Here is a 14,674-nt window from a genome sequence, read left to right as displayed (position 1 = left end):
CCCGGCTGTCGGGCTCGTGACCAACCCTGCGATCTCCGTCGGCGGAAGTCGGTAACACCACTGTCCGTCCTGGGGTGGTACTAGTTGCACCCCTCTTCCGGGCAGCGGCTTCATGGCAGGGCGTGGCGCCCGGCGCCTAGTGTTGGATCATGAAGATCCCGCCCGCGTCCCGACGTGCGCTCGGCCGTCTGACCCGCGACATCTCCTTCGTCGCCCTGGGGGTGCCGCTGCATCTCCTCATGGGGTTCCTGTTGTTCATGGTCTACGGCCTCGTCTGGGAGATCGCCGCGGGGCGGGACGGCAGTGCGCCGATACTCCTGGGGCTGGCCCTGGTGCTGGTGGTGTCGGCCGTGCCGGCGCTGACCTCGGCCCAACGCCGGCGGTTCCGGCGGCTGCTCGGCATCGAGATCGCTCGCCCGGGGTGGCGGCGGCCCTGGCGGCAGTTCGCCTACCACTGTCTGGCGGGGTTGCTGCTCGGCGGGCTCGAAACGCTTCTGCTCGCCGCGCTGTCGACGGGCCTGGCCGCCGCCACGGTGTACGTGTGGATCTGGGCGGTCCCCTGGCAGTGGCGGATCGAGCACCCCGGCTACACCACCCAGGCGTTCTACGTCACCCTGGCCGGACTCGCCGTGCTCGCCGCCGTCCCCGCCCTCGCCGCGGCCCTGGTCCGCTTCGAGGCACACCTGGCCCCCGGTCTGCTGGGACCCGACCCGAACGAGGACCTGGCGCGGCGGGTGGCCGATCTCACCGAGAGCCGGGCCGGGGCGGTGGACGCCGCGGATGCCGAACGGCGGCGCATCGAGCGGAATCTGCACGACGGCGCTCAGCAGCGCCTGGTGTCGCTGGCACTGAATCTGGGCCTGGCCAAGGCGACGCTGAAGGATCTGCCTCCGGAGGCGCTGGAGGTGATCGACACGGCCCACCGGGAGGCGAAGGAGGCGATCGAGGAACTCGACCAGCTTGTCCGCGGGCTGCATCCCGCCGTACTGGACGAGCTGGGGCTGGACGCGGCGCTGTCCGGACTCGCGGCCCGGGCTCCCCTGCCCGTACGGCTGCGGGTGGACCTGCCGCAGCGGTCGACCCCCGCCATCGAGGCGGTCGCGTACTTCGTGGTCTCCGAGGCGCTGACGAACACAGCCAAGCACGCGCGGGAGGCGACCCGGGCGGATGTGACGGTCACCCGGCTGGGCGGGATACTGCGCGTGGTGATCGCCGACGACGGTACGGGCGGAGCCGATCCGTCCAAGGGCAGCGGTCTCAAGGGGCTCGCCCAGCGCGTGCGGTCCGTGGACGGAACCTTCAGGATGACCAGCCCCGTCGGGGGCCCGACCATGATGAGCGTGGAGCTGCCGTGCCCGACTTGAGCCGTACCGCGTCCGACACGAACCGTGCGGCGCCTGCCAGGAAACGCGTCGTGATCGCCGAGGACTCCGTGCTGCTGCGGACCGGGCTGGTCAAGCTGGTGGAGATGGCGGGCTTCGAGGTGGCGGCCGAAACCGGGGACGCGCCGGGACTGCTGGCCGCGGTCGAGGAACACCGGCCCGACCTCGCGGTGGTGGACGTCCGCATGCCGCCCGGCTTCACGGACGAAGGGGTGCGCGCCGCGCTGTCGATCCGCCGCGATCGGCCGTCGACCGCCGTGCTGTTGCTTTCCCAGTACGTCGAAGAACGCTACGCGGCCGAGCTGCTCGCCACCCACACCAGCGGGGTGGGCTATCTGCTCAAGCAACGGGTCGTGGACGTGGAGGAGTTCATCGAGGCCCTGCGGCGCGTGGCGGCCGGAGGCACCGCGCTCGACCCGCAGGTCGTCGCCCAGCTGCTGGTGCGGCGGCCGAGCGATCCGCTGGACCGGCTGACGGCCCGTGAGCGAGAGGTGCTGGCCCTGATGGCCGAGGGCCGGTCCAACGCGGGCATAGCCACCCGGCTCGTGGTCAGCGAGAGCGCGGTCGCCAAGCACATCAACAGCATCCTCGCCAAGCTCGACCTCCCCAAGGCGGACGCCGACCACCGCCGCGTGCTGGCGGTACTGCGCTTCCTGGGCGTGGCGGACTACTGATCCTCGCGACGCGAGGCGCCGGACGCCGGACGCCGGTGGTGCGGTCGTCGTCGCTGCCGTAACCGTGCCGGAGGAGTACGCGCGTCAGGTGGCCGTGGGCCAGGTGCGCAGCAGGGCGGCGACCCTCCCGGCCGTGCAGGTGGGGTCGAGGAGCAGGTCCTTCAGGGCGATGGCGTCCTGGCGGGCCGGCTTGACGGGGACCCCGGCGGCTGCGAGGTACATGACGCCGGTCGCGGCGGCGACGGCCAGGTTGGAGCGCTCCAGCCAGCGGCACCGGCCCAGGGTGTGGATCAGGGCGGCGGCTTTGGCATAGGGACCGTCGTACACCGGCTGTTCGAGCACCTCGGCCCGGTGGCGGGCGACGGCCGACACCGGGACGCCGTAGTCGTCGGGGGCCGGGTCGTCCGCTCCGGCGGCCTCCGCGACCTGCAGGATCCAGGGAACGTCGATGTGCAGTTCCATCAGGCAGCGCGCGTTTCCCGGGGCGCCTGCTGGGCCTGCTCGGCCTCGTCGAAGACCGCCTGGTGTTCGGCCAGGAAGCGGGCGGCCGCGTCCACCGCTCGGGCGCGCAGGCCGCTGGCATCGTCCTGCACGAGCCGGGCGAGGTAGTCCCCCACGCTCAGCCCCAGGTCGGCGGCGCGCTTCTTCGCGAGTTCCGCCACGTCCTCGTCCACGCGCGCGCCCAGCTGTGTCTTCGCCATACCCGCATGGTAACAGTCGTTACCATGCGGGCCAAGGGTCCGGGGCCCCTCGGTGCGGCCGTCAGGCGTCCGGCAGGTCCAGCTGGTATTCGTGGACGATCTGCTGGGGGCGGAAGCCCAGGCGACGGTTGACGGCGAGCATGTGGGTGTTGTCGTCGGCGTTGTCGGTCTCGATCTCGACGATGCCGGGGCGGGTGTCCTTGAGGGTGCGCGTCATGGAGGCCTTCAGCCACAGCCCGAGCCCGTGCCCGCGATGGGCGGGCACCACGGCGGTGTCGTACTGCAGGGCCCGGCGGGTCTCCCCGGCACGGATGACGACCTCGGTGAAGCCGCCCATGGTGTCGCCCTTGAGGGCGGCGAGGGTGAGGAGCGTGTCGCCCCGGTCGGCGAGCACCTGGGCCATCTTGCGGACCCGGTCGGCGTCCCAGCTCACGTGGCCGTAGTCCATCTCCCCGGTGGGCATGTCGTTCATCGCGTTCTTCGCCTCGGCGAAGGGGGCGGCGAGGTGGTCGGGGACGGGGCCGGTCCAGCCGACCAGTTCGTAGCCGGGGTGCTCGGTGTCGGCCGCGGAGTCGTCCGCCTCCGCCACGGGCAGCAGGAGTTGATGGAGCGTGAGTACGCGCCGGAACGCACGGCTGGTGCAGAAGGCATCGCCGGCGGTGCCGTCGGTGGCCAGGGTCAGCAGGCTGCGGCGCTGCTCGACCCGGGCGGCGAAGGCGGCCGCGGACAGCAGTTGCGTGCCCGCGCCGCGCCGCCGGGCGTCGGGGTGGACGTGCAGCTCCAGCTCGGCCAGGTGGCCTTGGCCGGCGGAGTCGAACAGGCGCAGCGCCGCCACGCCGACGATGCTGCCGTCGGTCTCGGCGGCCAGCCAGAAGAGTCTGCGGCTGTCCAGTCCTGCCGTGGTGAGCTGGGCATGCACCTGCTCGGGACTCGGCGACGGCCGGCCCGGGAGGTCGCGCTCGACGGCCGCGCTGACCACGGCGTGCCAGGCGGCGGTCTGTTCGGCCGACAGCCAGGCCACGGGGGCGATGTGGATCTGCTGGGACAAGGAAAGGCTCCTCAGTTCGGGGTGGTCTCCACGCTAGGGAGCCGCCCCGCCTGCGGAATCGGCGCGCGTTACTTGTCCCGATGACCGACAGGAGCTGCCGTATCAGTCATCGCCTACTGGTGGGCGGCCAGGGCGTCGGACAGTTCGTGTCGCGAGGCCACGCCCAACTTGGGGTAGGCGCGGTAGAGGTGGTGTCCGACCGTCCTGGGGCTGATGAACAGCTGGGCGGCGATGTCCTTGTTCGACATGCCGTCGGCCGCCAGCGTGACGATGTGCAGTTCCTGCGGGGTGAGCAGGGAGAGTACGCCGGGACCGCGGCGCGGGGTCGTCGCGACCACGCCGGTGGCCTCGAGTTCGGACTGGGCGCGGTCGGCCCATGCCCGAGCTCCGATCAGGTCGAAGGTCTCCAGGGCCGCGGCCAGCTGCGCCCGTGCCTCGGTCTTGCGGCGGCCGCGGCGCAGCCACTCGCCGTACAGCAGTTGCGTACGGGCGTGTTCGAAGGGGCGGCTGTCGCGCTGGTGCAACCGCAGCGACAGGGCGAAGGCGTCGTCGTCAGGGTCCAGCAGGGCCCGGCAGCGGTGCAGGAGCGCCTCGATCGAGGGGACGGGCACCCGTCGTGCCAGGTCCGTCAGGCGGTCGAGCGCCCCCGTCGCGAGGTCGAGTTCACCCAGCCGCACCGCGGCCTCGACCAGGTCGGGCAGGCTGCGTTCGGCGGGCAGCTGGTGCCGTGCCGGTCCGTGGTACAGCGTCGACAGGTGGTCCAGGGCCTCCCTCACCCTGCCGTGGCCGAGGTCGAGCAGGCCCAGCGCCCACCTGACCCCGTGCAGTCCCGCCGGTCGGGCGCCCGTGCCGGGGTCGGTCAGCGCCGGCCGGGCCAGGTCGCGGCAGCGCGTCTCGTCGCCCTCGATCGCCGACAGATGGGCCAGTACTCCCTGCGCGTGACCGACCCAGTGCGGTTGCCCGGTGTCCTCGGCGATGTCGAGCGCCTCCGCGGCGCTGGTCGCGGCGTCACGGTGGCGGCCGAGGAACGTCTGGGAGATCGCCGCGTAGTACAGGGCCGCGGGCAGGACGCCGACCTTGCCCGCGGTCCGTGCCGCCGCCACGACGCCCGATGCCAGGCTCTCCGCTTCCGTGTCCAGGCCGCCCATCAGGCCGATGCCGCAGATCATCAGTACGTCCCTGGCCTCGTGTGCCCGTGCGGCGGCCGCCTGGGCGAAGACCTCCGCCAGGTCGGGCAGGCGCTCGGCGGAGCGGCCGAGCGCCAGGGCCGTCAACCAGCGTTGGAGTCGTAGGACCGACCGGGTGGGATCACCGGCGGGCGGACGGAGCGCCTCCAGTTGGGTCGCCGTCACGGTGGCGAGGTCGTGCTCGCCCGAGAACCAGGTGGTGTGCAGGGCATCCATCATCACCTCGACCGCCCCGACGGGGTCGCGCTCCGCGAGCCTCGTCGCCTCCGCCAGCTGCAGGGCATGGGCTTGGCGCAGGAAGCCCTGTCCGGCCGCGGCCGTCGCCCGGACCCGGACCAGGCCGCGGCGGGCCACCGGATCGGTGACCCGCTCCGCCAGCGCCTGGGCCCGGGCGAGGGCGCCGGACTCCAGGGCGGTCTCGGCGGCCAGCGTGAGCAGGCGGGTGCGCACCTCGGCCGTGGCCGCCAGCTGTGCCGCTCGCTCGTAGGCCGCGGCGGACGCCGCGTATCCCTTGCGCTCTGCCGCCAGGGAGGCGGTGCGCTCCAGTTCGGCGGCGATGGCGGCGTCGGGTCCGGTGGCGGCCGAGGCCAGGTGCCAGGCCCGTCGGTCCGCCTGATCGGCGTCCGTCAAGGCGCCCGCCAACGCCCGGTGCGCGCACAGCCGTTGGTCGAGCGGGGTGCCCTGGTAGACCGCGGCCCGCACCAGCGGGTGCCGGAAGGTCACCTGCCGGCCGTCGAGCCGCAGCAGACCCGCCTCCTCCACCGCGGGCAGGTCGCCGACGCCCGCGCCCATCGACTCCGCGGCCCGCAGCAGCAGGCCCAGGTCGCCGGTGTCGTCGGCGGCGGCCACCAGGAGCAGGGTCCGGCTCGCCTCGGGAAGGCCGCCGGCCTGTGCGTGGAAGGCCAGCTGCAGCCGGTTGGTGAGCGGGAGCGCGGGGCCCGGGGTGGACACGGTCAGCGCGGTGGGGAGTTCGATCAGGGCGAGGGGGTTGCCCCCTGCCTCGGCGAGGACCCGTCGGCGCACCTCTGAGGCCAGGTCCCCCTCGCGCGCGTCGACCAGCGCGGCGGCCGCTTCGCAGGACAGCCCCGTCAGTCGCAGTTCCGGCAGTCCGGGCGTGGGGAAGGGGGCCTCGCCGTCGCGGACCGCGAACACCATCGCGACGCCCTCGGCGCCCAGTCGCCTGGCGGCGAACAGCAGTGCCTCGGCCGAGGGCCGGTCCAGCCACTGGGCATCGTCGATCAGGCACAGCACGGGGGCGTCCTCGGCCAGTTCCGACAAGAGCGTCAGCACGGCGAGCCCGACCATCATCCGGTCCGCTGACACACCGAGCGCCAGCCCGAACGCCCCTTCCAACGCCTGACGTTGAGGATCCGGAAGGCCCTTCAGTTGGTCCGCCAGGACCGGGCGCAGCAGCAAGTGCAGGCCCCCGAAGGGCAGTTCGGCCTCCGACTCGATCCCCACGCCCCGCAGAACCAGCATGTCGTCCTGGTCGGCGAAGGAATCCAGCAACGCCGTCTTGCCGATGCCCGGTTCGCCCCGGACCACCAGGACACCGCTGGCCCCGGCACCGGCGTCCTCGAGCAGCCTGCCTATGACCGATCGCTCGGCATCCCTCCCGTAAAGCATGCAGGTCAGGTTACCCGTCCGCTGATCATCCGCCGTCGTGTCCGTCTCTCCGGTCCCCCGGGCGCACCCCCGACCGGCTCGGCCTGGACGTCGTTGTGCGCACCACTCGTTCCGGTGATGTGGACGAGGCCGCCCGGAGGAGAGTGAGGAGCCTGCCGGCACCGGAGGCGACGAGCACGCCCCGCGGATCTCATACGCTGTGGGTGATCGACGACCTGCGTGCCCGGCCGAGTTGCCTCGTCACCGCCGTACGGAAGGTCTGACCGAGCACTCAGGGGGCGGCTGGGGAGTCATGGGCTCCTCCTTCGTCGCGGTTCGAAAGGAATCTTCATGAATCTGCCTGCGTCAGGCAGGCGCGTCCTCGTCAGTGGCGCGTCGCGTGGCCTCGGGCGCGCGGTGGCCCAGGCGTTCGCGGCCAACGGCGACCGGGTCGCCGTCCACTTCGGCTCGCGTGCCGAGGAGGCACGCGTGACCTTGGAGTCCCTCACCGGGACGGGTCACGTGCTGGTCGGCGGCGACCTCGCGAACCCGATGCAGGCGGCTGCCGTGATGGACATGGTGGCGGAGGGTCTCGGCGGGATCGACGTGTTGGTGAACAACGCGGCGGTGAACATCCGTCACCCCCTGGCGGAGACCTCGTACGAGGAGTGGGTGGCGGTGTGGCAGCAGCACGTGGCGGTCAACCTGCTCGCCACCGCGAACCTGAGTCATCTCGCCGCCCGGCTCATGATCGAGCAGGGGACGGGAGGCCGGATCGTGAACATCGGCTCCCGCGGCGCCTTCCGGGGCGAGCCCGACCACCCGGCGTACGGGGCGACGAAGGCCGCCGTGCACTCGCTGGGCCAGTCGCTCGCGGTCTCGCTCGCCCCTCACGGGATCGCCGTCGCCTCGGTCGCCCCCGGTTTCTTCGCGACCGAGCGCGTCGCGCCGCGCCTGGAAGGGCCCGAGGGCGCGTCGATCCGGGAGCAGAGCCCGTTCGGCCGGGTGGGATCGGCCGAGGAGATCGCGGCGGCGGTGCTCTGGCTCGCCTCCCCCGCCGCCGAATGGTCCTCCGGCACGATCCTCGACCTCAACGGCGCCTCTCACCTGCGGAGTTGACGACCACGTACGAGAGTGAACCCGCCGCTCGTGGTGAACCGCTGCGGCTGGCCGGCGCGGCCGAGGGCGCGGGCGCCCGGCACTCGTGCAGGTTGCGGAGCGGCCGGTCGTGGGCGTCCTGTCAGGACAGCGGCCGTCATCCGGCCACTCGGCGGGAATCTCTGCTGGTACGTGCAGCCTGTCTGACGTGCCACTCGTCAGGTGAGGCTGTCGGCCGGCTCGCGTACGGTGAAGGCGCTCGGACGCCGTTGCCGGCAGAGCACCCAGATGGATGAGGGCGGGGAGGTCGGCCGACGAGCCGTCCCGGATGCCGGCCGGGAACGGCCGTGCCCCATGTGTCTCCCGTGGCCTGTTCGACGTTGCGTACGGGGATGACCAGATGCCCTTCGGCGACGGATCCGACGAAGCCGAACCGCTCGTACACCCCCTCGATCGCCCGCTGGTGTCCTCTGTCTCTCCGGACACCAGACATGTCCTTCACCGGCCCACAGCCGCTGAAACCGCCGACGGCCCTTGTCACCGACACGGGGCCGAACGACCGAACGTGCTTTCTCCGGCGGTGTGGAGAGGCGCAGAAGTTCCTTGTGCCCGGCGCTCCTCCTGCAGTGGGGTGTCCCCCATGAAGAAGAGAAGCGTCGCATCACTGACCGCGGCCCTGGCCGTGGCAGCCCTTCTGTCGGCAGGTGCGCCGGAGCAGCGTGCGGTGGCCGCCGAGCCCGGTGCCGATCGTTCCGCGTCCCGCGTCGAGTCGCCGTTCCCGCGGGGGGTGGACCTGGATACGGTGACGATCCCCGAGTTGCAGGCGCGCATGAAGCACGGGCGCCTGACCTCGTCGGAGCTGACCCGGGCGTACCTCCGCCGGATCGAGGCGGTCGACCCGAAGATCAACGCGGTGCTGCGCATCAGCCCGACGGCCCTGAGCCAGGCAGCCGCCAGTGATGTCAGGCATCGCCTCGGAAAGGTCCGCGGCCCGCTCGACGGCATTCCCGTCCTGCTGAAGGACAATGTGAACACCCGGGACATGCCGACGACGGCCGGGTCGCTGGCACTGGCCGGAAGTCCGCCCGACACGGACGCCGAGCTGGTCGGAAAACTGCGTGCGGCAGGGGCGGTGATCCTCGGCAAGGCGAACATGTCCGAATGGGCCAACTTCCGCGCGGCGAAGCCGACGTCGGGCTGGTCGGCGGTCGGCGGGCAGACGCACAACCCCTACGTCCTGGACCGCAATCCGTGCGGATCGTCCTCCGGTTCGGCCGCCGCCGTCGCCGCTTCCTTGGCGCAGGTGGCCGTCGGCACCGAGACGGACGGCTCCATCGTGTGCCCGGCCGGGATGAACGGGGTCGTCGGCCACAAGCCCAGTCTCGGACTCGTCAGCCAGGCGGGCGTCGTCCCGATCTCCGCCGAGCAGGACACGGCCGGTCCCCTGGCACGCAATGTCGTCGACACGGCGATCGCTTTCTCCGTGCTCAGCGGTCACGACACCGCGGGCGCCGGCGGTGCCCCCGGCCTCACGGAGGCGCTCCCGCGCCCCGGTTCCCTGCGCGGCAAGCGGATCGGCCTGTGGCGACTCCCCTCGCTCGGCGCCGACGTGGACGCCCTGATGACCCGGACCGCGGCACGGCTTCGTGCCGCCGGGGCCCAGGTCGTCGAGGTGACGCCCCCGTACCAGGACAGGCTCGCCGAGCTCGAGTTCCCGGCCCTGCTGAGCGAGTTCCACCGGGACATCGACGCCTACCTCGCCTCCCGCAACGGGCCTCGCGACCTCGCCGGCCTGATCGAGTTCAACCGCACGCACCCGGCCGAACAGACCTGCTTCGCCGGTCAGGAACTGTTCGAGCAGGCCCTCGCCGCGCCGTCGACCACGGACCCGCGCCACCGGGCCATGCGCGCGGAGCTGAAGGACCTGTCCCGGCGCTCCATCGACGAGACCATGGCCGCCCACGATCTGGACGCCATCGCCTCTCCGGCGAACCCGCCCGCCTGGACGACCGACTGCGCGCGGGGCGACAACGACGTGATCCCGTCCTCCACCCCGGCCGCTGTCGCCGGCTACCCCTCGCTGTCCGTCCCCGCCGGATTCGTCGGCGAGCTGCCGGTCGGCCTGCTCCTGATGGCCGGCGACCACCAGGACGACGACCTGCTGTCGCTGGGGGCCGCGGTCGAGCAGCGGCTCGGCGCCTGGCGTGCGCCGCGGTACCTGCCCTCGGTGACGTCGGACAGGCCCTAGGTTCTGTCCGGCGGATCTTAACGGGTCACACCGCAGTAGGCTGGGGCGGTGCTGCTCCCCACCCTCCCGCGCACCCGCCTGCGTTCCTCCGATCAGCCGGCTATCGACACGCCATTCGGCCCGCTGACCTTCACTACGACGATTGGGAACACCAGCCTTCCGCTGCAGCCGGATGAGCTGTTCCAACTTCCGGGCGACTGCACGCTCGCCCGCTGGGTAACTCCCGGGGCCCGCGTCGAGCTGCTGCTGACCCCGTACGATCCCGAGCTCGACCCCGAGAACTGGGGGCCACTGATCGACTGCCGTGCGGCAGTCTGGCGAATCGACGCCTTCACGCCGCTCGGGCGAGTGCAGTTCTCGGCAGGGCTTCCGGACGGTGCAGACGGAGGGTACGACGGGGGGGCAGGCGCTGGCAGCTATTACGGTGGAGGACGAGACGATCCGGCTCACTGTCGGAGGCAGTGACGAGGAGGCGATCTGCGGGGCCGCCGACGCAGGAGAGGTACCCCGGCGGTGGGCTGCGCTGATCGACGAGGTACACAACCACTCGTTCAGCACGTGGGGCGTGGACCTATGGTCACTACCACGGCATGTCCTGGACGCTGCCCCCGCTGGAGGCCGGCGACCACTGTGAACTCCCCGTAGTTGCAGCCTGGGCCCCGGTCACCGAGGAGAGTGCGAACACCTGGTACGCCGTCATGCCATCGCCAACGGTGCTGCTGAGGCAGGTCACTGCCGAGCCGGCGAAGCAGGCCGATACTCCGGACGCGGGCTGATCACGGTCTGAGCCAGAGGCGTATCGACGCGACGGTGACGGTGCCGTGGAAGACGTAGGCACGCTTGTCATACCGCGTCGCGACGGCCCTGGAGTGCTTGAGTCGGTTGATCGTCCGCTCGACCTCGTTCCGGCGCCTGTACATCTCCTTATCGAAACCCGCAGGCCGGCCTCCTCGGCTGCCGCGGCGCCGGCGGTTGGCCCGCTGGTCCTTCGGCTCCGGGATGGTGTGCTTGATCTGGCGTCTACGCAGGTAGCGGCGATTGCGGCGGGAGCTGTACGCCTTGTCGCCGCCGAGGTGGCCGGGGCGGGTGCGCGGATGCCCGCCGCTCGGGCGCTTGACCCTGATGCGTTCAAGGACCGGGATCAGCTGTGGGCTGTCGCCCCACTGACCGGGCGTGATCAGCATGGCCAGGGGACGGCGGCCGCCTTCCCCGGCAAGGTGGATCTTGGAAGTGAGGCCGCCACGGGACCGGCCGAGTCCTTCGTCGGGGCGGTGTTGCCGAGGTGTTGATCTCCGCTTCGGGATCCTGGGTGTCCTGCGCGGCGCACCGGCAGCATGCTGGTGGGCCCGGCACGAGGTGGAGTCCACGCCCACCATGCTCCAGTCGATGCGCCCCTGAGAGTCCGCCTCGGCCTGAACGGTCTGGAGGATCCTTTCCCAAGTGCCGTCCGCCGACCACCGGCGGTGGCGCTCGTACAGGGTCTTCCAGTTCCCGAACCGCTCCGGCAGGTCCCGCCACGGGACACCCGTGCGGACCCGGAACAGGATCCCGTTGATCACCATCCGGTGATCAGTCCAACGTCCGCCACGGCACCCGGTCTTCGGTAGATGTGGTGCCAGTTGCGCCCACTCGTCGTTCGTAAGATCACCCCGCCCCACGACCAACACAATGGTCCATGGGGCGATCACATGATCCGCCGGACAGAACCTAGGCCGTGTGTCGAAAGTAGATCTTGAGACGTGAATGATCACGGTTCATGGCGCGGGGAGATCTCACGGACGAGCAGGGGGCGGCGCTGGAGCCGCTGTTGCCGAAGGGGGCCAGGTCGGGGCGGCCACCCGTCTGGCCTCGGCGACGGCTCATCGACGGCATACGGTTCCGGGTCCGGACCGGTGTGCCGTGGCGGGACGTACCCGTCGAGTACGGGCCGTGGGGCCGGGTCTACGACCTGTTCCGCCGGTGGCAGCGGGACGGCACCTGGCAGCGGATCCTCGCCCGGCTCCAGTCCCTGGCCGACGCGAAGGGCGCGATCGTGTGGGACCTGAGCGTCGACTCCACGGTCTGCCGCGCCCATCAGCACGCGGCCGGGGCCCGGACGCGGGGTGACCAGCAGAAGGAGCCACCGGGCGGTGTCTTCACCGAGCCCGGTGATCACGGGCTGGGACGTTCACGCGGCGGGTTCACCACCAAACTCCACCTGGCCGTCGAGCAGGGTCAGAAACCCATGTCGATCGTGGTGACGGCAGGACAGCGTGGAGACTCGCCGCAGTTCGAGCCGGTGCTGGAGAAGGTCCGCGTGCCCCGCATCGGGCCGGGCCGGCCACGCGTCCGCCCCGACCGCGTACGGGCCGACAAGGCGTACGCCTCCCGCAGAAACCGCGCCTACCTGCCCCGCCGCGGAATTCGCTGCACCATCCCCGACAAGGCCGACCAGGCACGCAACCGCAGAAAGCTCGGCTCCCGTGGCGGCCGGCCGCCACGCTTCGAGCCGGTCGACTACCGCGAGCGCCACGTGGTCGAGTGCGGGATCAACCGCCTCAAGAGACACCGGGCTGTGGCCACCCGCTACGACAAGCTCGCCGTCCGCTACGAAGCAACCGTTCTCGTCGCAGCCATCAACGAATGGCTGTGACGAAAGATGGTTGGTACGGGCGCACGCAACGGGAACTCCCGGTTTTCCGTTGCCCGATCGCCCGTCTTTGCAGCACCGGGATTGCAGCTAGAACGACGATACCTGAGCCCCGCCACCGCACCCACCGCATTACGAATGAAGATCCACTTTCGATACGCGGCCTAACCGGGCGCGGAATCCTGGCCGAGACCGAGCCAGGACTGTTCACCAGGCCGCGACCGTAACTGCCCGGACGTCCTCCCCTTCGAGGGCCAGCAGGGCTGAGGCCGGCGGGTGCGCCGACCGGCTCGCGTGCGCCGTTACGGGCAGCTGGAATGAACCGTAAATCATAGAAATCTTCATGAAGGCCGCACTAGGCTGGCCGCCACCAGAAGATGACGCGTCGTCACATGAACGTCTGCAACGGCCTGCTGCGCCCGGTGCGCCTCGGGCCGACGACGCCCCGACGACCGACTCGACGAGAGGGGGCCGGACATGACGCGTTCCCGAAGGCCGGCACGGTTCAGCTTCTTACCGGGAGTTCTGGGCCTGGTGATCCTGTTCGCACAGAGTGGCTGCGCAACCAGCTCCGGCGACTCCGCGCACGCCGCACCCACGAAACCGGCGCTGGACGTCTGCGCTTTGGCGACCGAGGAGGAGGTCGGGGCGGTCCTCGGCAAACCGACCAAGGGAAGGCGGGACGACAGCGCCCTGCCCGGCCTCACGCAGTGCACCTACGTGAACGCCGCTGCCAAGGGCCGCATCGTCTTCATCGCCCTGCTGCCCTTCGAGGTCAGCCAGCACACCAAGCCCGGCACTCTACCGGTGGCCGGAGTGGGCGACGTGGCCCTGTACGACGAAGCCTCGATCGGTGGCCATCTGTACGTGCGCAAGGGCTCGGTCAACTTCGCCGTCAACTACGCCTTTGATCCCCTTGCCCCGGGAATCCCCGACCAGCACTCCAGTCAGATCCGCGACCACCTCGAAACGCTGGCCCGCGCGATCGTGTCAAGGCTGTGAGCGGCCGCGCCTGCATCAGCCCACCTCGATGACGGAGAACCGCCCGCCCCGCGGATCGGCGAGCCGGGCCGTACGGGGTCTCCTCCAGCCGTCAAGGACCTGCCCGACGGCCTGGCGTACGGTCAGGTCGGCGTCGGTGACGGCGAAGTGCACCTGCCAGTGCGGCCACCCCGGTGCCATGCCGCAGCGGATGCCCGCCACCGGTTCGCCGTCGACCAGCAGGTCGACGGTGCCGCCGCACTCGTGGACGCGCTGTGACACCTCGTCGGCGTTGTCCACGACGAATCGCTTCGCGGACCTGACTCGTGCGGGGCCGCACGGCCCGCTCCGCGCGGGAGATGATGGGTGGGGAAAGACGAAGAGCGAGATCAGGAGCTTCCATGGCGAACCGGGTTCACCGCCCCCGTGAGGACGCGGAGGTCGATTTCATCCTCAGGATGAGCGAAGTCCCGGTCCTCGCGTACTTCATCGGGACATGGCCCAAGGCGATCGAGCCCAGCCGGACGATGGACCTCGTCGTCGGTGCCCTCGCCGACGAGTACGCGGGCCGCCTGACGGCCGTCCGCATCGACATCACGCGCTGTCCGGCCGCGACCGAGCGATACGGGATCACCGGAGCCTCGTCCTACGTCCTGCTGAAGGGCGGGCAGGCGGTGGCGCAGGGCACGGGGCCTACGAGCACCGGCGAGGTCCGAGGGCTTCTGGAGGGCCTCTGAGAGCCGGCTCCCGCCCGGGCCCGGATGCTTGTCAGAGGTAGGGCGGTACGGGGCCGCACAGCTGGTTGCCGGGTTCGGACGGGTCGTCGCTGATCCAGAACTGGATCCACAGTTCGGTGAACTCGGTACGACTGAGGTAACCGTCCCCGTCCCGGTCGAGGCGGTCGAAGACGTCGCCGAGGTCGACGCTCTCGCCGTGCCACGTGTCGACCAGCCGCCGGTGCTCGGCGGGGGAGATACGGCCGTCGCCGTTCTCGTCGACGGCGTCGAAGACGGTCTCGGCGGTCTCGGCGGTCTCGGCGACGACCTCGCTCGTCGTGGGCAGCCGGTCCACCACGGCGAGGATCTCGCCCAGGTCGACCCTTCCGTCGGGGAGTCCCCCCG

General features: G+C 71.2%; 14 protein-coding genes and 1 pseudogene. 8 read left to right on the top strand and 7 right to left on the bottom strand.

Annotation, left to right across the window (positions count from 1 at the left end):
- Positions 1 to 149 precede the first annotated feature (149 nt).
- Positions 150 to 1,364 (top strand): sensor histidine kinase, encoded by a 1,215-nt coding sequence (locus BLW86_RS38295; RefSeq protein WP_093878273.1) that lies wholly within the window; start codon positions 150 to 152, stop codon positions 1,362 to 1,364.
- A gap of 50 nt (positions 1,365 to 1,414) precedes the next feature.
- Positions 1,415 to 2,056: a response regulator gene (locus tag BLW86_RS38290; RefSeq protein WP_093878272.1), complete on the top strand. Its 642-nt coding sequence runs from the start codon at positions 1,415 to 1,417 to the stop codon at positions 2,054 to 2,056.
- Positions 2,057 to 2,140: 84 nt separating this feature from the next.
- Here BLW86_RS38290 and BLW86_RS38285 read toward each other — a convergent pair whose 3' ends face one another.
- The 4 genes from BLW86_RS38285 to BLW86_RS38270 form a co-directional block, all read right to left on the bottom strand.
- Positions 2,141 to 2,518 carry a fic family toxin-antitoxin system, toxin component gene (locus BLW86_RS38285; RefSeq protein WP_093878271.1) on the bottom strand — a complete coding sequence of 126 codons (378 nt, stop codon included), beginning with the start codon at positions 2,516 to 2,518 and terminating at the stop codon, positions 2,141 to 2,143.
- Positions 2,518 to 2,757, bottom strand: a complete 240-nt coding sequence (locus BLW86_RS38280) for a hypothetical protein (RefSeq protein WP_030691035.1) — start codon at positions 2,755 to 2,757, stop codon at positions 2,518 to 2,520. The genes BLW86_RS38285 and BLW86_RS38280 overlap by 1 nt, the downstream gene beginning before the upstream one ends.
- Before the next feature lie 61 nt (positions 2,758 to 2,818).
- Positions 2,819 to 3,805 (bottom strand): GNAT family N-acetyltransferase, encoded by a 987-nt coding sequence (locus BLW86_RS38275; RefSeq protein WP_256341592.1) that lies wholly within the window; start codon positions 3,803 to 3,805, stop codon positions 2,819 to 2,821.
- 113 nt (positions 3,806 to 3,918) lie between these two features.
- Positions 3,919 to 6,618, bottom strand: coding sequence for a helix-turn-helix transcriptional regulator (locus tag BLW86_RS38270; RefSeq protein WP_177181887.1), 2,700 nt, complete (start codon positions 6,616 to 6,618; stop codon positions 3,919 to 3,921).
- A gap of 330 nt (positions 6,619 to 6,948) precedes the next feature.
- On the opposite strand from BLW86_RS38270, the gene BLW86_RS38265 reads away from it, so the two are divergent.
- From BLW86_RS38265 to BLW86_RS41675, 3 genes are all read left to right on the top strand, one after another.
- Positions 6,949 to 7,716: an SDR family NAD(P)-dependent oxidoreductase gene (locus BLW86_RS38265; RefSeq protein WP_093878269.1), complete on the top strand. Its 768-nt coding sequence runs from the start codon at positions 6,949 to 6,951 to the stop codon at positions 7,714 to 7,716.
- A 619-nt stretch (positions 7,717 to 8,335) separates the two neighbouring features.
- Positions 8,336 to 9,943, top strand: coding sequence for an amidase family protein (locus BLW86_RS38260; RefSeq protein ID WP_093878268.1), 1,608 nt, complete (start codon positions 8,336 to 8,338; stop codon positions 9,941 to 9,943).
- A 48-nt stretch (positions 9,944 to 9,991) separates the two neighbouring features.
- Positions 9,992 to 10,408, top strand: a complete 417-nt coding sequence (locus tag BLW86_RS41675) for a hypothetical protein (protein WP_143060328.1) — start codon at positions 9,992 to 9,994, stop codon at positions 10,406 to 10,408.
- A gap of 311 nt (positions 10,409 to 10,719) precedes the next feature.
- On the opposite strand, the gene BLW86_RS38250 is transcribed toward BLW86_RS41675, so the two are convergent.
- Complete coding sequence (locus BLW86_RS38250; protein ID WP_093878422.1) at positions 10,720 to 11,601, bottom strand: IS5 family transposase; 882 nt, start codon at positions 11,599 to 11,601, stop codon at positions 10,720 to 10,722.
- A 98-nt stretch (positions 11,602 to 11,699) separates the two neighbouring features.
- Between BLW86_RS38250 and BLW86_RS38245 the strand changes: the two genes are divergently transcribed.
- Complete coding sequence (locus BLW86_RS38245) at positions 11,700 to 12,575, top strand: IS5 family transposase (RefSeq protein WP_093878267.1); 876 nt, start codon at positions 11,700 to 11,702, stop codon at positions 12,573 to 12,575.
- Positions 12,576 to 13,106: 531 nt separating this feature from the next.
- Positions 13,107 to 13,574, top strand: a complete 468-nt coding sequence (locus BLW86_RS38240; RefSeq protein WP_143060326.1) for a hypothetical protein — start codon at positions 13,107 to 13,109, stop codon at positions 13,572 to 13,574.
- A gap of 15 nt (positions 13,575 to 13,589) precedes the next feature.
- On the opposite strand, the gene BLW86_RS38235 is transcribed toward BLW86_RS38240, so the two are convergent.
- Positions 13,590 to 13,853 (bottom strand): VOC family protein, encoded by a 264-nt coding sequence (locus BLW86_RS38235; RefSeq protein ID WP_093878265.1) that lies wholly within the window; start codon positions 13,851 to 13,853, stop codon positions 13,590 to 13,592.
- Between the two features lie 101 nt (positions 13,854 to 13,954).
- Between BLW86_RS38235 and BLW86_RS38230 the strand changes: the two genes are divergently transcribed.
- Positions 13,955 to 14,290: a thioredoxin family protein gene (locus tag BLW86_RS38230; RefSeq protein WP_093878264.1), complete on the top strand. Its 336-nt coding sequence runs from the start codon at positions 13,955 to 13,957 to the stop codon at positions 14,288 to 14,290.
- 31 nt (positions 14,291 to 14,321) lie between these two features.
- Here BLW86_RS38230 and BLW86_RS38225 read toward each other — a convergent pair.
- Positions 14,322 to 14,660, bottom strand: a pseudogene (locus BLW86_RS38225) (EF-hand domain-containing protein); the annotation flags it as partial.
- Positions 14,661 to 14,674 lie beyond the last annotated feature (14 nt).

Source organism: Streptomyces sp. TLI_105, from assembly GCF_900105415.1.
GTDB lineage: Bacteria > Actinomycetota > Actinomycetes > Streptomycetales > Streptomycetaceae > Streptomyces.
Note: the sequence above shows the minus strand (reverse complement) of the source record. Positions and strands in the feature narration are given on the sequence as shown.